Genomic DNA, 17,404 nt, shown 5'->3' on the forward strand with positions numbered 1-17,404 from the left:
ATTGCGGACTTGTTAATTCTGCTTAACTTGCCTATAAAATTAATAATCAGTTTTTTTAGTTTGTAATTAAAAATTTATTTACATGTAAAATTGTATAAAATTTGGAAAGTGATACATGGAAAAATTTATTGAAAGGTTGCTTGAAGAAGATATTAAATTTGAAAAAGATGTGAATAATGGTTTGAGTGATATAAATATATTTGATGCTTTGAATATTGAAACAAAAGAAAATTATCATTCTAAATTTATAGCTTATTTAATTGATATAAATAAGGATCATTATCAAAAAAATTTTGCAAAGGTATTTTTAGAAAAACTTGGTAAGAGTTTAGTAAATACGAAATTTGAAAATTTAAACATAGAAGATATAAAAAGCGTAGAAACAGAAGCCTGCATAAAAGATAATAGAAGGATAGATATTTTAATAACATTAAGTGATAAAAGATATATCATAATAGAAAATAAAATTTATGCAAAAGATCAAAAAAATCAATTGAAAGATTATATTAATTTTGTAAGAAAAAATATCAAAAATATAAAAGATTGTTATAAAAACATATTGACTATATATTTGCATCAAGATGAGTGTGCTAGTCCTAGTGATTATAGTTTGGGAAATTTTACAATAAAGACAAATTTGATTAAAGATAAAAATGAAAATAATGTTAGCTATTATTTGAAGATGGATTATATATGGATTAAGGAATGGATTGATGAGTGTATAAAAATATATGAAGAAAAATCAATCAAAGATCAAAAATTTATTCTTGATATACAAAACATTATTTTTACTCTAAATCAATACAAAAGTATTTTACAATGGTATATGACAGATGAGTATACTCAAAGAGATGATGTACTAGAATTTATTTTTCAAAACAATATAAAAATGCAAAATTTAAAAAATGCGATGATTTTATATAGATATAACAAAAATAAATCAGAGCTTAAAAATTTAAATGAAGAAAACTATAAGAAAGCTAAAGATATTATCCAGCATAAATGGAGCAACATCTGCGAATATATAATAGAAGAATTTTTTGATAGTTTTGAACACAAGGAAATTAAAATAGGTGATATAACTTTTATCGGCAATAAAATAGAAGAAAATCGTGTTAATCATGGTGTATTTACATTTTATCCTGTTGATTATAAGAATGAAAGCATATATCCATGTATATATATTTATTTTAAAAAAAATACTATGATATTATTGGTTTGACATTTGAAATTTCAAATGATGATGAAGAAGATATAGAAAATGAAAAATATAAAGAATGTTTAAAATTATTTAAAGATGTAAAAGAAGAAAATGTTAGAAAATATCAAAATCACTATTATTGTGATAAATTAATAAACAATGAAAAATTAGAAGGAGAATACGCTTTTATTTATTGGTTGATTGAAAATCAAAATTCTAAAAAAGATTTTATTCAAATTTTAAATGATTTTTTTATTAAAAAACCTATACAGGAAGCATATAAAGGTATTAATGATATATTAAATTCTTAAAAAATTTTATATAAAAGTAAAATTTGATAAAATACAAAATATTTTTTATAAAGGTTAAAAATGCATTTCACTTTGCTAAATGAAAAAGATTTTTTCAACCCATACTACCGCAAAAAGCAAATCATTCAAAATGAATTTGATATATTTAACAAGGCTTTAATGCAGTATTTAGAAAGACTTGAAAGTTCGCAAAGTGAAAATGAAGATTATCTTGTAGCTAATGCACTTAGTCCATTTTTAACCATGTTAAATTTCAAAACTCACATCAAAACCAAGCAAAAAGGCAAAAGTGAGATTGACTTATCCATCTCTAAAGATGAGTTTAGTAAAGACTTAGAAGTTCTTATTGAGGCTAAAAAGCCAAATTCAAAAGAATTTATCACTCATACAAAGGTAAATTCTAAAGCCTTACACGAGACTATTTTATATTATTTTAGAAATAGAGAGTATAGTTTTAGCTTAAAATTTATTATCATCACAGATTTTTATAAATTTTACATTTTTAAAATTAGTGAGTTTGAAGAGCTTTTTTATAAAAATCCAAGTTTTAAAAAACTTTTTGAAGAATTTTGTAATCCAAATTCACTTTTCAAAGGTAATACTGAAGAATTCTATAAAGAAGTAGCCAAACTCATAGAAAATTCCAAAGAAAACTTAAAAGGCTTTTTGATTGACTTGACATTTTTAAAAGACAAACAAAAATCAAATTTTAAAAACCTAGCAAGTATTTATAAAACTTTTCATAGAGACTTTTTGCTAAGTGAGTTTAACCCCAACGATGCAAATTCACTCAACAATGCTTTTTACAAAGAGCTTTTATATATCTTAGGGCTTTGTGAGAGCAAACAAAACTCAAAACTCATCATCGCAAAAAGTGAAGAAAGCAAAGAAGAGCAAGGCACTTTCTACACCGCTATAAACTCTAAGCTTAAAGAAGAAAATTTTGAAACCATCTTAAAACTTTTGATCTTATGGCTTAATCGCATTTTGTTTTTAAAGCTTATAGAGTCAAATTTGGTGCGTTTTAATGATGATAAAAATTTGAAATTTTTAAATTTCAAAAAAATCCCTGATTTTGACAAGCTTAGCGAACTTTTCTTTGAAGTTTTAGCCAAAGAAAAAAGCACGCGAAAGAAAAGCGAATTTGCTTATCTGCCTTATCTAAATTCTTCTTTGTTTGAAAAACAAAGCATAGAAAACACACTTGAAATTTCAAGCTTAAGCAATGACTTAAAGCTTTTTTACTATAAAAACACCGTGCTAAAAGATGATAAATGCAAGGCTAAAAAAGGACAAGTGGGGCTTTTAGAATACTTGTTTGAATTTTTGGATAGTTTTGATTTTGGTAGCGATGATGAGCAAAGCGAAATTTTAAGCCAAAAAGAACTCATAAGTTCAAGTGTTTTAGGAAATGTGTTTGAAAAACTCAATGGCTACAAAGAAGGAAGCTTTTACACGCCAAGCTTTATCACTTCTTATATGTGCAAAGAAAGCATCACAAAAGTTGTGCTTGATAAATTCAACGCTCAATTTGATCTTGATGCTAAAGATATAAGCGAACTAAGAAAGTCTTTAAGAAAAGAAGACAAAAAAGCACAAAAAGAGCTTTTAAACTCTATAAAAATTTGCGATCCTGCGGTGGGAAGCGGGCATTTTTTGGTTTCTGCTTTAAATGTTATGTTAAGCATTTATGATGAGCTAAATCTTTTTGATGAAGAATTTTATCTAGAAGTGCAAAACGATGAAATTCTCATCACGGGTAGAAAAGGCGAGTTTATAGAGTATAAACGCCCAAAAACACCTAAAGATAAAGCCCATCTTATCCAACAAGAACTTTTTTACACTAAAAAAGACATCATAGAAAATAACCTTTTTGGAGTCGATATCAACCCTAACTCATGCGAGATCACGAAGCTAAGGCTTTGGATAGAGCTTTTAAAACATAGTTTTTATCAAAGCTTTGATGATGAAAATTATCACGATCTTAAAACCCTGCCAAATATCGATATAAACATAAAATGCGGAAATTCTTTGGTATCTTACTTTGAAACAGGCAAAAGTCTAAGCCACTACCCTAACATCAAAGAACGCATTAACAAATACAAACGCATAGTAAAAGACTATAAAGAAGGCTTTTACATAGATAAAAGCCACATCAACCAAGAGATAAAAAATCTCAAAATTTCTTTTAAAAATTTCTGCTTTGCAGACAAATTTAAAAAAGAAATGAAAGGCTTTAACGATAAATGTGAAAAATACTCTAAAAAATACGGAAATTTCTTAGCCGTAGATGATGAAAATTTGAAATTCTTTGTTGGTGCGAATTTGACTCTTTTTGACTTTGATGAAAAAGAAGCCACAAAAGAATTTGCAAATCTTAAAAAAGAATACGACAATATCTTTAACCTAGAAAGCAATCATCCTTTTGAATGGCGTTTTGAATTCCCTGAAATTTTGGACGATGATGGAAATTTCAAAGGCTTTGATCTCATCATCGGCAATCCACCTTATATAAGAATACAAGGACTAGATAAAAATTCATCGCAATATTATAAAAAACATTTTAAAGTGGCAAGTAAAAATTATGATATATATATTTTGTTTATAGAACAATGTTTTAAACTTATCAAGAAGCAAGGTGTAATTTCTTTTATAATGCCTCATAAATGGTTTAATGCTGATTTTGGAGTAAATTTAAGAGAATTTGCAAAAGATAAAATTAGCAAAATCATATCCTTTGAAGAATTTCAAATTTTTGATGCTTCAACATATACGGCTTTACAATGGTTTGAAAACAATTCTTTGCATTTGAAATTTGTACAAGCAGACAAAAACATAAAGACAAAAGAAGAAATGTCGAATTTTATTTTTAACTTAAAAGAGGAAAATTTTAAAATGATAAATAATAAAAAATTATCCTCTTCATTTTGGAGTTTTGAAGAAAATTCAAATCAAGAAATTTTTTCAAAAATCAATCAACATATATCTGTAAAAGATTTATTTAGGGTTTTTGTAGGTTTGCAAACAAGCAAAGATAGTGTTTATTTTTTAAAAGATTGTCAAGAAAATAAAATTTCAGTTAAAGGGTATTCTAAAGAGCTTGATAAAGAAGTGGAAATAGAAAAAGAAATTTTAAAACCACTTTTAATGGGTGATAGTTTTCATAGATATGAAAAACCTATTTCAAATTCAATGGTTTTATTTCCTTATTGTGGACAAGATAATACAGATGTTAAAAAAATGTGTCTTTATGATGAAAATGAGCTTAAATCCAAATTTCCAAAGGCTTGGGAGTATTTGAAAGAATGTGAAAGTATTTTGAGGGCTAGAGAAAATGGAAGATTTGACAATGAAAAATGGTATCAATTTGGTAGAACTCAAGGTATAAATCAAGAAAATATAAGTAAATTACTTTGTCCTGATATTTGTAATAATACGCATTTTGTTTTAGATAATCTCGGAGAATTTTATTTTACTACAACAATTTATGGTTATGTTAGAAACGAAGAATATAAAAATTTAGATTATAAATATTTAATGGCTGTTTTAAATTCATCGCTAACTTGGTGGTTTTTACAAAAAACTAGCGTTGTGATGAGGGGTGGATTTTATAGGATTAAACCAGCTTATATAGAAAAATTTTGCATACCAAAAATAAATTCTAAAAATGAAAAATTAGCCGATGAACTTATAAATTTAGTCGATGAAATTTTAAAAGCCAAAGAACAAGACAAAAACGCAAACACCCAAGAGTTAGAAAATAAAATCAATTCTTTGGTTTATAAACTTTACAACCTAAACGAAGAAGAAATAAAAATCATAGAAGGGAAATAATGGAAGAACTAACAAAAGAACAAAGACAAATCATAGAAGAAGAAATTAAAAAAGAAATTAAAAAAGCTGATACTTTTTTAAAACCTGAATCAATTAACAAAACTATACAAGATATTATTGGAAATATAAAAGGAAATTTTAAATACCCAAAAAATTTAGAAGAAATATTATCGAGTATTCCGCAAAAAGTTTATGTATCTTTAGGAAAAGAAGAAATAAAACAAATTTTAAAATTAGATTTTTGTTGTTTTGTCGATAATGTATTTTACATTGATTTTGCTCCTAAAATAGAACCTTACGAACACAATCAAAATAAAACTGCTATCGAAGAGCAAAGAATAATACAATGCTCTTATGATGATTTATTGTATTTGTTTAAAACCTATCCTTTAATATTTAATCATTGTATATTTGATTATAAAATAGATAAGAAAACACCCATAGAACAAATCAAAAAACTTTCTTTTTTAAATTGTAATTTTAAAAAAGAAGTTTATTTAAATTTTCAAGAATGCTTAGATATTTTTCAAATGGATAATTGTGTATTTGAAGATAGGGTTACCATCAAAGGAAAATTTAACGATAATGTTTATTTCAATAATTCTATTTTTAAAAATTACGCTGATTTCCACGAGTGTGAATTTGAAAAAACTGCTAATTTTTATGGAGTGAGATTTAATAAAACTCCAAATTTTTCTCAAGCGATTTTCAGAGGAAATTTAAATGCTGTAAATGCGAATCTAAATTTTACTTTTGATGATTTACAAGAGAGAATCAAACAAGAATATGAAGATTTTAATAAAAATATAGAAAACAAAAAATCTTTAGATAAATTTGCAAATGATTTTAGAGATTCTTTTAGGACTTTTAAAAATGCCTTGATAAAAGATAATAATCTTTTAGACGCTTCAAATTTTCATAAATACGAGCTTTATTGTAAAGAGATAGAGCTAAAACAAAATTGGGATAAAAGGGGTGAGAATGTAAAAAATACGACAGATTTAGAAAAAAATGTTTCGAGAATTCGGGATTTTATGGATTTTTTACTTTTAGGATTTTATAGAAAGCTTTGTGATCATCACACAGACTTTTTAAAGGTTTTTAATAATCTTATATTATTAATTGCTTTGTATGCTTTGCTTGTTTTTGGTTTTACTTGGCTTCACGATGATAAACTAGAAGATACAAGAGCGATTTTAACTTTATTTGGATTTTTTGATAAATTTAGGCTTTATTTTGATATCATAAGTGCTATTTTTGTAGTTTTTGGATGCGGTTTTTTTGTTTGTAAATTAAATTCATATGAAAAGAAAAACAATGTCTCAAAAAAACAAAACATAAATTTTATATATATCATTGGTGATTTTTGGAATTTGACTAAAAGCTTATTTTTCGCATCCTTTATCTCTTGTGTTTTTTATGTGTTATTTTCATTATTTGGATTTTTTTTAAATTTAGATAAAGACTTTGGATATTCACTACTTATAAATACTTTGTTTGTTAGTTTATATATTTGTTTAGTTTATACCAAATCTTTGTTTTTTGGTAGATATGTGGTGCTTATCTTTTCATATATAGGATTTATTATAATGCTCATAAAACAACCTAGTGTAATTCACCCTTTGATAGGAAAAATCGCAAATGAATCTGATAAATTTTTTAATTACCCAAGCTTAATAGCGCTAAACATACTATATACCATACTTTTAGCTTTAGTTCTTTTCTCACTCCAAAAAACCGCACGAAAAAATTCCATAGTGCCAAGCTAAGCCTTAAACTTAGCTTGAAATTTTATCATCAGTCTTTTAAGTAGTATTCTATAGTAGAAACCACTCTTATAGTTTTGATATAAGGGGTGTTTTTATCTCTGTTGCTGATGCTAAATTGTCCTTGAGAAGCCTTTTTTATCTTGCCTAGATGGCTGTTTGAGTCTTGTGCGAATTTTATTGCTGCGTTTCTAGCATTGAGCGTTGCTTCTTCTATCATTTGTGGTTTTATCTCATTTAGCTTGGTGTAAAGGTATTCTATGTCATAATTATCGATTTTCGTTACTATACCAAATTTTGCAAGACTTGAAATTTTTTCTAGTATGCTTTTTCCAAGCTTTACATTTTGAGTATAGATGAGCAAATTGGCAGTGCCTATGTATCGGTATGCAGCTTGAGTGTCGTTGCCATAAGGATCGCTTAAACGATCTATGATATTTGGCGAGTTGTAGTTGATCTCATCTTCTTTTACGCCTTGTTCTTTTAAAAATTTGATGATATTTTCTTTATCTTGTTCTAGTTCTTCGTATAAATTTGTAAGATTGTTATTTGATCTTGTGAATTTTATAGGAAGTATCAAAGTATCCGCTTCGACTTCTTTTTGACTTAAACCCTTTACGCTTACACTTCTTTCAAGTGTTTTAAAATCGCTTAAAGCCTTGTTAAATCCAAAAGCTAGAATCAAACTTGCTAAAACTATGGCTAAAGCCATAAAGATATTATTTGTTTTCATTTTTTCTCCTTTATTTTGATTAGAAAATATATCATATTTGCAACCAATACGCAAGCACACATTACAAAAGCAAGGATTGTCGGCGTATTTGCGTTAATAGCCCCAACCACGAAGGAGATAAAACCTGCAAAACCAAATTGCACCGTTCCAAGCACCGCAGAAGCAGTTCCGCTATGTTCTTTAAACCTTGCCATAGCCAAAGTCGTGGTATTGGGTGCGATGAAACCGAGCATAGCGATACTTGTAAAAATACTAAGCTCAAAAAGCAAGAAATTTGGGTGAAAAAAGGCATTTGCAAGTAAAATCACAGTCGATATAAACATTATCATCAAAGCTTTTGCCAAAATTTTTTCGCTTTCGTATTTTAAAACCAATCTTGCATTGATATTTGCACAGATGACAAAACCTAAAGCATTTACCCCAAAAAGCAAGGCAAATTTTTGCTCACTTAAGCTAAAAAACTGCGTAAAAACAAAGCTTGATCCTGTGATATAAGCAAACATCGCCGCCAAAGCAAAAGAAGCACATAGTATATAAACTAAAAAGCGTTTATCGCTTAAAACAAATTTGTAGCTTTTCATCGCTTCATGATGGGAAAATTTTTTGTTTTTAAGATGAGGTGCGGACTCTTTTAAACCAAAAAGTATCATCAAAAAAAGCAAAATTCCCAAAGCAAACAAAGTCGCAAAAATACTATGCCATGAAAAATACTCTAGTAAAATTCCCCCAAAGGTTGGTGAAAGCATAGGAGCAAGAGAACTAAAAACCATCATCAAAGCAAAAATCCCTGCAGCTTCTTTGATCTCAAACAAGTCATTGATAATAGCCCTTGCGATAACCACACCTGCACAACCCCCAAGTGCTTCAAAAAATCTCAAAGCGATAAAAGCATAAATATCATCGATAATCACACAAAACAAACTCGAAACGATGAAGAAAAATATCCCCACCAAAGCTGGAATTTTACGCCCAAAAATATCACTTAAAGGCCCATATATAAGCTGTCCTAAAGCAAAAGCGATAAAAAAACTTGCGATACTAAGTTGGGTTAAAAAAGAATTAGTTTGAAAACTTTGCTCCACATGAGAAAGTGCAGGCAAATACATATCTGTAGAAAGCGGTGCTATGCTTGACATCAAAGCAAGGATAACGATGAGTTTAAATTTAGCAAAGCCGTGAATTTTGGTGTGTTTTTGCATTTGTAATCCTAATTATTCTAAAAGAATGATTTTAACAAGTCAATCTTAGAATAATCTTTGTTTTTCTATGTTAAATTTAGGGAAAAATTCTAAGGAAATTTTATGCAAAATTTAAACCAAAATGAACAAATCAAATGCCCAAGTTGTGGAAGTTTTATCGATATCAGCACTGCTTTATATGCTCAAATTTTAGATAAAGCTAAGCAAGAAATGCTAAAACAAAAAAAAGAATTTGATGATGAGGTAAATGCTAAAAGAGCTGAATATACCAAAGCTTTAAATGATTTAAAAACTCAAAAGATAGAACAAGAAAAACTCATAAACGAGCAAGTAAGCCAAAAGCTTCTTTTAGAAAAGCAAAAATTTGAACAAGAACTTCTTATACAAAAGCAAAATTTCCAAAAAGAATTCAGCGAGAAATTTAACAAAGAGCATGAAAATGAAATGAAAATCATGCAAGAAGAACTCGAGAAAAAAAGCAAAGAACTTAGCGAGTTTTTAAGCATAAAGGCTGAAAATGAAAGGCTAAAAAGAGAGCAAAAAGAAAATGAAGAAAGATTGAAATTTCAAGCCAAAGAAGAGGCTTTTAAAGAATTTAAAGAACAAGAAAGCAAAAATTTGGAATTTGAAAGAGAAAAAATGCGTCTTGAATTTCAAAAAAGTACTCAAGAGCAAGATCTTAAATACAAAGAACTAGAAACGAATTTTAAAAGTGTAGCTCAAAAGCTAGAAGACGCACAACGCAGGATAGAACAAGGCTCACAGCAACTCCAAGGCGAAGCAGCCGAACTACTCATAGAAGAATACATACAAAGTGAGTATTTAAGCGATGAAGTAAAAGAAGTGCCAAAAGGCGTAAATGGAGCTGATTGTCTGCATATAGTAAAGGATAATTTTGGAAATATTTGCGGAAGTATTTTGTATGAGAGCAAACGCACTAAAGAATTTAATAAAGAATGGCTTGATAAGCTTAAGCTAGACAGCATAGCCGCAAAAAGTGATATAGCGGTTTTGATCACAAAAACTATGCCAAAAGATAAAGAAAAAACGCATTTTAAAGAAGGAATTTTGATCTGTACTTTTAATGAATTCAAAGGTGTTTTAGCAGTGCTTAGAGAAAGCATTATAAACGCTTATAAACTCAAAAATGCTTTACAAAACAAAGATGAAAAAAATCACATTTTATACGAATACTTAAATTCCAAGGAATTTAATACGCAAATCACTTTTATACTTAAAACTTATCAAAATATGAAAGAAGAATTAGAAGCTGAAAAAAGAGCTTTGCAAAATATATGGAAAAAAAGAGAAAGAGCTATAGAAAATCTAAGTTTTAATTCCACTGCCATAGTGAGTTCTTTAAATGCGATATTTAGCGACTTACAAGGTGGAAATTTGATAGGCGAAGAAGGGATTAAAAGTCTTGAAAATTTAGCCAAAGATGAGGATTAATTTTGGGCTAAGCCCAAAATTAATCATTCTCCTGGGAAGTGATTTGGATTTTTCCAAGGTCCGTATTTTACTTTTATGTATTCTTTAGGGTCTAAATTTTGTTGCGGTGAGGCAAAATACTCAGGTTTTAATGATGGGGATTTGCTATAAGCTGTATCAAGTCCTGCACGATTTTCTGTAGTGGTTATAGGCATTCTTACAAAACCTGTATTGACATAAGCTGCTATATCTAGCGCATCTTCATCGCTTAATATAGGATTATCCGCACTCGCACCAAAAGGCATGGCTGATTTTAAAAATCTTGCTAAAAATGGTATCATAGCCATGTGTCCACCATCAGGATAGATAAGTAAAGATGGATATAAATGTCCGCTACCTTGTTCGTAATTATCATTTTTTACCCCAAGTCCTCTTTCGCCATGACAAGCAACGCAATTTTCTTCAAAGAGCTTTTTCCCACGCACAGGGTCAGCTGGGCGATTTGGAAAATTCATCTTAGCAAAAAAATCTCCTTCAAGTTTTACACCGTCTTTGATACCATAAGCTTCTTTTAGCCATTTAAAATAAGCTAAAATTGCTTTCATTTCTTTAGAATCATTAGGAAATCTATGAGAGTCAGTTCCGCCCATTCCGCGAATTCTATCTTCAACAGAGATGATTTTCATCGTTTCTATGTCAAGTCTTGGATAATTGTTTAGGATATTTAAAAATGGAATAACATATTTTTTTGTCCCTGGCAAACCATTGCCGTCATTGTCCATGTGACAGGAAATACAATTTACTTCGTTGCTTGTCTTTTTTAGCTTGCTATAGGGTCCTAGAGTACTTTCTGTCTTGCTTAAAAGCTCTATGCCATAACGGATTAAATCCCCTTGCTTGCCTTTTGGAACATCATTGATGCTTAAATTTTTATTTGGCCATTCTTGCACAGGTCTTTTGGAAAGTTCCTTAAAATACTCTACTCCTTCCTTGTCGCTTAATTCTTCTCCTACTTTGTAATCACTCACGCTTTTAGCACTAAGACTCAAACTAAGACATAAGCCAAGCAATAAAATGTGTTTTTTCATGATTTTCCTCCTTTTTATTTGCAGTTCAAATTGATTTTAATGTATTTTTTCTTAAATATTAAGCATAATAAGAATAATTTAAATAAAATTAAATTTTAAAGTGTTACTAAAAGTAATATATATTTAAAGTATATAATTAATATTTATTAAAATTTTATGATATTAACTTTATATTAATTATTTAAATAATTTATTTTTTATAGAATTTAGATTTTCTTCTAAATCTTTGAAATTGCTTTCTAAATCTTTTTTTATATCTATAAAGAAAGGATTGCTTAAAGTAGCAATAAGATAATGATTTTCTTTAGAAAAAACGTGATTTAAAGTGAAATTTTTATCTTGAAGTTTGATATAAATTTGCTCTTCATTTTCAAAGCTAGGATTTTTGTTTGCACTTAAAATTTCGAGCAAAATTCCGCAAAAAAAGCGTTTATTTTCGTCCAAAAACTGAATATCATAAATTTTAAAATCCTTAAATTCAAAGCAGTTTTGACTTTTAAATTCTTTCAAATCCTTTGTAAGTCCTAATTTTAAAAAGTCTTTTTGGCTTAAACTTTGCTTTTTAAATTTTGCCCCAAAACGACGCAAAAATAAATTTAAAGCATTAATTTGTAATTCTTTTTGTGCGAGTTTTAGTTTTTTGGCTGTAAAACGAAAGAAAAAAACACCTACAAAAACAGCTAAAATTACTGCGATTAAGGCATCTCTTATAAAAACAAAGGCTAAAAAACCTACAAGTAAGGCTTCGATAATGCTTAGGAATTTTAAGATTCCTAAGCGTTTAAGTATATAAAGTCTATTATTTTCTAAGCTTTTTAAATCCATTAAGATTTTGCTTTTTCCATTCTTTTTCTTTGAGTTGGGTCAAGATAGCGTTTGCGAACACGCACATTTACAGGTGTAACTTCTACAAGTTCATCTTCTTCTATCCACTCTAAAGCTCTTTCAAGACTTAATTTTCTAGGTGGCACAAGTTTGATTGCATCATCGCTTCCACTTGCTCTTACATTGGTAAGATTCTTTCCTTTGATAGGATTAACATCTAAATCATTTGGACGAGAGTGCTCACCTATAATCATACCGGTATAAACTTTAGTTTGAGGCTCTATGAAAAGTACTCCACGCTCTTGAAGGTTAAACAAAGAATACCCTAAAGCCACGCCATTTTCCATAGAAATTAACGCTCCATTATTACGCTTTTCAACCGCACCGCTAAAAGGACGGAATTCTAAAAAGCTATGATTCATCACGCCTTCGCCTTTGGTATCAGTTAAAAACTGACTTCTAAAACCTATAAGTCCGCGTGCTGGAATTTCAAACTCAAGTCTTGTTTGTCCATCGCCTGTTGGCGCCATGGTTTTCATTTCAGCTTTTCTTTTGCCAAGTTTTTCTATTACCGCACCGCTAAATTCTTCAGGCACATCGATAACTAAATGTTCAAAAGGTTCTGTTTTAACTCCATCTTCAACTTTTACGATAACTTCAGGTCTTCCCATGCAAAACTCAAAACCTTCACGACGCATATTTTCAGCTAAAATAGTGATTTGAAGTTCGCCCCTACCGCTTACTTTAAATTTACCTTCGCCTGTGCTTTCGTATTTCATAGCAATATTAGTTTTCATTTCAGCTTCTAAACGTTCAGCGATTTTATTTGAAGTTACATGTTTTCCTTCAGTTCCTGCTAATGGTCCATCATTTACAGAAAATACTATGCTTAAAGTCGGCTCTTCAATGTGTAAAGGATCAAGTGGCATAGGATTGTTTGGATCTACAACGCTATCACCCACATCTAAAGCTTCAAAACCTGCTATAGCTACGATATCTCCACTTCCTGCTTCTTCGATGTCCATTTTTTCTAAGCCCATAAAGCCAATGAGTTTTGAAATTCTACCATTTACCTTGGTACCATCAGCTTTTGCAAGCATTACGCTTTGGTTTTTCTTCACAACCCCATTGAAAATTCTAGCAATGCCTATTTTACCTACGAAATTATCATACCCCAAAGTGAAAACTTGAAGCTGCAAAGGATTTTCATCACTACCACTTGGAGCTGGAACGCGTTCAAGTATGGTTTTAAAAAGTGGCTCCATATTATCACTTTCATCGTTTAGATCAAGCTTAGCATAACCATTTTTTGCTGCAGCATAAACTATAGCAAAGTCAAGTTGCTCATCGTTTGCATCTAGGGCTACAAAAAGATCAAAAATTTCATTGATCACTCTTTCAGGATCAGCAGCTGGTTTGTCTATTTTGTTGATTACAACTATAGGTTTAAGCCCTAAAGATAAAGCTTTTTTAACCACGAATTTAGTTTGTGGCATAACGCCTTCTTGAGCATCTACTAAAAGCAAAACTCCATCAATCATTTTTAAAACGCGTTCTACTTCTCCGCCAAAATCAGCATGCCCTGGAGTATCTATGATGTTGATTTTTGTACCTTTGTAATTGATCGCTGTGTTTTTTGAAAGTATGGTAATACCGCGTTCTTTTTCTATATCGTTGCTATCCATAACGCGTTCTGAAATTTGTTCTCTTTCACTAAAGGTGCCTGATTGTTTTAACAATTCATCTACCATAGTGGTTTTACCATGGTCAACGTGAGCTATAACTGCTATATTTCTAATGTTTTCCAAATTTTCTTCTCCAAAGCTAAATTTTTAAAAGCTTAAATTATACAAAAATTTAACTTAAACTACAAAGTATCAAAACTTGGAACACTTCTTGCTTTAAAAACTTATGAAATTAAAATTTTAAAAAGGAAGTTAAAATGTCAAAACCATTAAATGAAGAGATTTTTGTTGAATTTAAAAGTGATCTAGCTGAAAGAAAAAATGAAGTTTTGCTTCAAGTTTTAGAGCTTTTAGAAACTTTTAGATCAGATGAAAACGAAAAAATGGCAAGAATTTCAAGTGAGCTTACAGAAATTTTAGAAAATGAAGAAAATTTAGAGAAAATTTTAAATGCTAAAAATTTAGAAGAGCTTTTAAATATCTTAACTGCTTTAAATGAAGATAAGATGATTAAAGTATATGAAGATTCTTATTTGAAAGAAAAATTTCCTAATGTAATGGTAGATAAATTTTTAAAATAATTTTTTGAAGGAAAAGTGATGTCAAATTTAGCTCCGCAAAATGATGTTTTAAATCTTACGCCGAGTAAAACTTCTACTACTAGCAGTTCTTTTAGTAAAACTAGTAAAAATAAAGAACATGAAAGTAGTGATAGTAAAAATTCAACTCAAGATGATACGGAAAGTTTTTTAAATTCTTTGCTTAATTCTATCAATGAAACCAATGAATTTTTACCTGATCATATGAAGATCAGTCAAAAAGAAGTTGTTAATGAAGCGATGAGCAGACTTCAAAAAGGAGCTTTTGATGAGAGCGATAAGATAAGCATTTTCGAATCTGCTTCTTTTATGCAAATTCTTTCTTTGTTAGATAAGCTAAAAACAGATACAGCAGATGTTAAACTAGCAAATCTTTCTACTCAACTTTCAAGTCTTATTAAAACAGAGGCTAATTTTAATGCTTTAAAAGGTGCATCAAATCTTAGTGAGCTTTTGGACATAGCTAAAGATCTGGGCTTAAATGTAAAAAATATTAAAGTAGATCGTCTTCTTGATCTTAAAGCAACTTTTCCAAATTTAGATAAGGCTGATTTTTTTAAGGGTGCTGTGGATAATGTTTTTAAAGAAATCATCAATAATAAAATTTCCAATGTGAGTAAAAATTTAAATCACAATTTAGAAAATACAACTCATACTACAAGCACTCATTCTATGCAAAAAACAAATTCTAAAGATAGCGGTTCTTTGCTTTCTCAAACTTTAAAAAATTTAGATTCCATACTTTCATCCAAAGAAAGCAAACACGAAAAAAACGATAAAGTTAAATCAAAAATAGAAGAAGATACCACAGATGCTAAAAATACTTTAAAAAATATCAAAAATGATGAGTTTGCAAAAAATTTAACAGAAGAGTTAAATATAAAAGATAAAAAAAACCAAGATAATTTAAATAAAGAAAGCAAAGACTTAAACAAAGATTTTAATAAAGAGTTAAATAAAAATCAAGAAAAAAACAATTTAAATCAAGAAAATATACAAGATCAAAATAAAAATTTAAAGAACAATGATCAAAATTTAAATCTTGATAAAAATTTAAATAAAGAAATTGTTAAAGATACTCAGAAATTAGTTTCAAATTTAACACAAAAAGATTTTAATCTAAATAAAGAGCCTAAAAACAACAACAAAGAAAATAAAGATATAAAACAAAATTTCTTTGATCAAAAATTAAATTTTGAAAATTTAAATAAAACTCAAGTAGTTCAAAACAAAGAGAATAATGCAAATTTTAATAATAATACTACTAATAAAGAAACTTTTACTCAAGAGCAAACAAAAACGCACAGTGAAAATGTAGATAAAAATAGCTTAGATGAGTTAAATTCTTTAGTCAAAGATTTAAATAAAGTAACACAAAACAATGCTCGCAATATCACTCCTAAAGAAACTTTGCAGTATTTTTCACAAGATTTAAAAGAGGCTGTGGATCAATACAAAGCGCCTATTACTAAACTTAGTATCACTCTAAATCCTAATAATCTTGGAGAAGTGGAGGTAACTTTGATACAAAGAGGTAATAACCTTCATATCAATTTCAACTCCAATGCCAATGCAATGAATTTGTTTATCCAAAATCAAGCCGAGTTTAAAAATTCTCTTGTAAATATGGGATTTACTGGACTTGAAATGAATTTTAGTGATCAAGGTAAAAGAGAGCAAAATCAAAATCAAGGAAAAAATCGTAGTGGATATGGTTTTAAAGATGCTTTAGATGGAAAAAATGAAAGTGAAAAAGTCAATCTAGAGCTTGTTTTAGCGAAGTATTTTTAAATTGGAACACTTATTGCTTAAATAATAAAAAACTAAATAAAAAGGAGTTTATAATGATATCATCATCGGATTGGAATTTAAATACCACTGCTACAACTTCAGGTACTACTTCTTCAGGAAGTACTAGTGGAACAACTAGAACAGATTCAAGCAGTAGCTCAGGAATAGTGAGCAATCCAAATGCTACCTTAGATAAGGATGCGTTTTTAAAACTTCTTTTGATAGAGCTTCAACATCAAGATCCAACAGATCCTATGGATAGCGATAAAATGCTTACTCAAACTTCACAGCTTAGTGCACTTGAAATGCAGCAAAATACCAATACAACTATGCAAAAAATGGTTGAAACTATGCAAAAGCTTTCTGATTCTTTTAGTACAAGTATGAGTACTTCAGCTTTAGGGGCTATTGGTAAAATGGCAACTGTTTCAGATAATAAAATCAAACTTACAGGTGCAGATGAGCTTATCGCTCTTAAAATGTATTTGCCTGAAGATTCTGATGAAAACGGTGTTACGCTAGAAATTTATGATAGCAATAATAAACTTGTTTTCAGTGAAAAAAGCGATGCTAAATCTATTTCTCAAGGTTTATTTACTATGGAGTGGCCAGGAAGAAATAACGATGGGGTTTATGCAGGTGATGGTGAGTACACTGTTAAAATGGTTTATAATAATAAAAATGGTGAAAAAATCACTGCAAATTACGGAACTTATCCTATCGAAGGTGTTGTTTTTAAAGATGGTGTTGCCTATGCAAAAATGGCTGGACAAGAAGTTCCTTTTGATGCAATACAAGAAATAACAGATTATAAGCTTGGTTCATCTTCATCTACTGGAGGAAGCGGTTCAAGTGGAGACTCAAGTGGTGGTTCAAGCGATGGAGATTCTTCTGGGTCTGGATCTACAGAAGATGGCGACAAAGAGGAAAAGGCATAAGCC

General features: G+C 29.3%; 11 protein-coding genes and 1 pseudogene. 7 read left to right on the forward strand and 5 right to left on the reverse strand.

Translation table 11 applies throughout. From position 1 onward, the window contains the following. Positions 1-115: 115 nt before the first annotated feature. The 3 genes and pseudogenes from FBF10_RS06640 to FBF10_RS06650 all read left to right on the forward strand — a co-directional run bounded on the left by FBF10_RS06640 (position 116) and on the right by FBF10_RS06650 (position 7,115). Positions 116-1,512 (forward strand): annotated as a pseudogene (locus tag FBF10_RS06640) (PD-(D/E)XK nuclease family protein). Between the two features lie 60 nt (positions 1,513-1,572). Then, positions 1,573-5,346: an Eco57I restriction-modification methylase domain-containing protein gene (locus tag FBF10_RS06645; protein WP_052804112.1), complete on the forward strand. Its 3,774-nt coding sequence runs from the start codon at positions 1,573-1,575 to the stop codon at positions 5,344-5,346. Then, a complete protein-coding gene (locus tag FBF10_RS06650; RefSeq protein WP_052804111.1) occupies positions 5,346-7,115 on the forward strand; it encodes a pentapeptide repeat-containing protein in 1,770 nt (589 codons plus the stop codon). Before FBF10_RS06645 ends, FBF10_RS06650 begins: the two co-directional genes overlap by 1 nt. 28 nt (positions 7,116-7,143) lie before the next feature. Here the strand turns inward: FBF10_RS06650 and FBF10_RS06655 are convergent, their stop codons facing one another. Both FBF10_RS06655 and FBF10_RS06660 read right to left on the reverse strand, forming a co-directional pair. After that, positions 7,144-7,845 carry an SIMPL domain-containing protein gene (locus FBF10_RS06655; RefSeq protein WP_020246807.1) on the reverse strand — a complete coding sequence of 234 codons (702 nt, stop codon included), beginning with the start codon at positions 7,843-7,845 and terminating at the stop codon, positions 7,144-7,146. Next, positions 7,842-9,044 (reverse strand): multidrug effflux MFS transporter, encoded by a 1,203-nt coding sequence (locus FBF10_RS06660; protein ID WP_020246808.1) that lies wholly within the window; start codon positions 9,042-9,044, stop codon positions 7,842-7,844. The genes FBF10_RS06655 and FBF10_RS06660 overlap by 4 nt, the downstream gene beginning before the upstream one ends. Positions 9,045-9,146: 102 nt before the next feature. Between FBF10_RS06660 and FBF10_RS06665 the strand changes: the two genes are divergently transcribed. After that, positions 9,147-10,496, forward strand: a complete 1,350-nt coding sequence (locus FBF10_RS06665; protein ID WP_002805287.1) for a DUF2130 domain-containing protein — start codon at positions 9,147-9,149, stop codon at positions 10,494-10,496. Between the two features lie 23 nt (positions 10,497-10,519). Here FBF10_RS06665 and FBF10_RS06670 read toward each other — a convergent pair whose 3' ends face one another. The 3 genes from FBF10_RS06670 to typA form a co-directional block, all read right to left on the reverse strand. Continuing rightward, positions 10,520-11,563 carry a c-type cytochrome gene (locus tag FBF10_RS06670; protein WP_002860564.1) on the reverse strand — a complete coding sequence of 348 codons (1,044 nt, stop codon included), beginning with the start codon at positions 11,561-11,563 and terminating at the stop codon, positions 10,520-10,522. A gap of 177 nt (positions 11,564-11,740) precedes the next feature. After that, entirely contained in the window at positions 11,741-12,388 is a 648-nt protein-coding gene (locus FBF10_RS06675; protein WP_002866317.1) for a hypothetical protein, read from the reverse strand. Further along, positions 12,388-14,196 carry a translational GTPase TypA gene (gene typA, locus FBF10_RS06680; RefSeq protein ID WP_002859745.1) on the reverse strand — a complete coding sequence of 603 codons (1,809 nt, stop codon included), beginning with the start codon at positions 14,194-14,196 and terminating at the stop codon, positions 12,388-12,390. The genes FBF10_RS06675 and typA overlap by 1 nt, the downstream gene beginning before the upstream one ends. Positions 14,197-14,330: 134 nt before the next feature. On the opposite strand from typA, the gene FBF10_RS06685 reads away from it, so the two are divergent. From FBF10_RS06685 to FBF10_RS06695, 3 genes are read left to right on the forward strand one after another with little or no spacing between them, the layout of a single operon-like run. Continuing rightward, a complete protein-coding gene (locus tag FBF10_RS06685) occupies positions 14,331-14,654 on the forward strand; it encodes a hypothetical protein (protein WP_002782892.1) in 324 nt (107 codons plus the stop codon). A 15-nt stretch (positions 14,655-14,669) separates the two neighbouring features. Beyond that, positions 14,670-16,463 carry a flagellar hook-length control protein FliK gene (locus FBF10_RS06690; RefSeq protein ID WP_075912916.1) on the forward strand — a complete coding sequence of 598 codons (1,794 nt, stop codon included), beginning with the start codon at positions 14,670-14,672 and terminating at the stop codon, positions 16,461-16,463. Positions 16,464-16,516: 53 nt separating this feature from the next. Continuing rightward, on the forward strand, positions 16,517-17,401 hold the full coding sequence (locus FBF10_RS06695; protein WP_002805290.1) for a flagellar basal body rod modification protein: 885 nt from the start codon (positions 16,517-16,519) through the stop codon (positions 17,399-17,401). Positions 17,402-17,404 lie beyond the last annotated feature (3 nt).

The sequence above is a fragment of the Campylobacter sp. CFSAN093249 genome (assembly GCF_011067895.1).
GTDB lineage: Bacteria > Campylobacterota > Campylobacteria > Campylobacterales > Campylobacteraceae > Campylobacter_D > Campylobacter_D jejuni.

Bases quoted from the DNA above. Each gene is read 5' to 3' on its own strand.
- FBF10_RS06645 (WP_052804112.1), top strand. From the start codon at position 1,573: ATGCATTTCACTTTGCTAAATGAAAAAGATTTTTTCAACCCATACTAC.
- FBF10_RS06650 (WP_052804111.1), top strand. From the start codon at position 5,346: ATGGAAGAACTAACAAAAGAACAAAGACAAATCATAGAAGAAGAAATT.
- FBF10_RS06655 (WP_020246807.1), bottom strand. From the start codon at position 7,845: ATGAAAACAAATAATATCTTTATGGCTTTAGCCATAGTTTTAGCAAGT.
- FBF10_RS06660 (WP_020246808.1), bottom strand. From the start codon at position 9,044: ATGCAAAAACACACCAAAATTCACGGCTTTGCTAAATTTAAACTCATC.
- FBF10_RS06665 (WP_002805287.1), top strand. From the start codon at position 9,147: ATGCAAAATTTAAACCAAAATGAACAAATCAAATGCCCAAGTTGTGGA.
- FBF10_RS06670 (WP_002860564.1), bottom strand. From the start codon at position 11,563: ATGAAAAAACACATTTTATTGCTTGGCTTATGTCTTAGTTTGAGTCTT.
- FBF10_RS06675 (WP_002866317.1), bottom strand. From the start codon at position 12,388: ATGGATTTAAAAAGCTTAGAAAATAATAGACTTTATATACTTAAACGC.
- FBF10_RS06685 (WP_002782892.1), top strand. From the start codon at position 14,331: ATGTCAAAACCATTAAATGAAGAGATTTTTGTTGAATTTAAAAGTGAT.
- FBF10_RS06695 (WP_002805290.1), top strand. From the start codon at position 16,517: ATGATATCATCATCGGATTGGAATTTAAATACCACTGCTACAACTTCA.